This is a genomic window from Muricoccus pecuniae (genome assembly GCF_014199205.1).
GTDB classification, from domain to species: Bacteria; Pseudomonadota; Alphaproteobacteria; order Acetobacterales; family Acetobacteraceae; genus Roseomonas; species Roseomonas pecuniae.
Window position 1 is genome coordinate 1 of sequence record NZ_JACIJD010000090.1, and the last position, 1,130, is coordinate 1,130.

At 61.2% G+C, this 1,130-nt stretch carries 3 protein-coding genes; 1 reads left to right on the plus strand and 2 read right to left on the minus strand.

Features of this window, described 5'->3' with window-relative positions; genetic code table 11:
* Positions 1 to 162: 162 nt before the first annotated feature.
* Entirely contained in the window at positions 163 to 579 is a 417-nt protein-coding gene (gene vapC, locus FHS87_RS23310; RefSeq protein WP_184522316.1) for a type II toxin-antitoxin system tRNA(fMet)-specific endonuclease VapC, read from the minus strand.
* Positions 579 to 800 (minus strand): type II toxin-antitoxin system VapB family antitoxin, encoded by a 222-nt coding sequence (vapB, locus tag FHS87_RS23315; protein WP_184522319.1) that lies wholly within the window; start codon positions 798 to 800, stop codon positions 579 to 581. Before vapB ends, vapC begins: the two co-directional genes overlap by 1 nt.
* Before the next feature lie 127 nt (positions 801 to 927).
* On the opposite strand from vapB, the gene FHS87_RS23320 reads away from it, so the two are divergent.
* The coding region (locus FHS87_RS23320; RefSeq protein ID WP_456306621.1) for a hypothetical protein at positions 928 to 1,130 on the plus strand (203 nt) is incomplete at its 3' end.

The following is a 1,130-nucleotide window of genomic DNA, read 5'->3' on the forward strand; positions in this document are numbered from 1 at the left end:
TTAGTTGGGTGTAGCAGGCAACCATGGAGGGGTGCTCCGGACGACAAAGCTCAGAGAAAACAACGCCTGTCGCACTTCAAAATAGAACCCACCGCGCCCACACCTGTATGTCGCGTAATATAGATTATGTCAAATATCGGCCTATCGCTTTGATTTCTTTCGTTAGTTTGAGTTCGCTGGCAATAGCCAGTCCTCACATCGTAGTCCCTCCACGCGGCAGAACTCGCTGAGGTTGCCGGTGACCACGACCAGCCCGCGGCTCCTTGCATGGCCTGCAATCATCAGATCGTAAGCACCAATGACCTGCCCGACGCGCTCCAGTGCTGTGCGGATCTCTGCCGCATGCGCCGCCGCATCTGCGTCAAAGGCCAGTACATCCAACCGGGCTGCGAAGCGCTCCACCTCCCGCCGGTTCTCAATCGGGCGTGCCGACTTACCGGCACCGTGCAGCAACTCCATCAGCACCACGGTCGAGATGCAGAGCGAGCCAACCTCGGTGTTGAACCGGGTCCGCAAGCCCTGCGGTCGGTCTCGCAGAACTCGGATGCAGAGATTCGTGTCCAGCAGATAGCGCAGCATCAGAAGCGCTCGCGTTCCTCGGCCTGCGGTTGCTCGCGATCCGGCAGGTCAATACCGGGTGCGCCGAAGAAGTCGTCCCAACTGGCATCAGCCGGTACGATGATCCGGTGCGTGCCATCACGCAGGATCGAGACTTCCCTAACGCTTTCTGGAAAGGCCACATCCTTCGGCAGACGTACAGCCTGCGTCCGGTTGCTCTTGAAGAGAGTAGTCCGGGTCATGTGATCCTCGTAGGATATACAACTTATATATCCTAACCTTGCCGAGGTGCAAGGTTCGGTGAGGCCTAGACACCGGAATCACGTTGAATCAGTGTCTTGCGATGCACGCTTCCTTACGCCTCCCGTCTTGACCCACCGCCGTCTCCGCTCGCACCAGCAGCGCCTCGCCGGCGTGGTGGAGGCGATCGCCACGGGCGAGACGGAGGCGCGGGACATCCTCGCCGCCGTCACCCCGGGCGGGGGCAAGTCGCTGCTTCCCGTGCTGGCGGCGAGCCGGCTGATCGGGGCGGGGATGGTGGACCGGGTCTGCTGGGTGGTGCCGCGCGACAG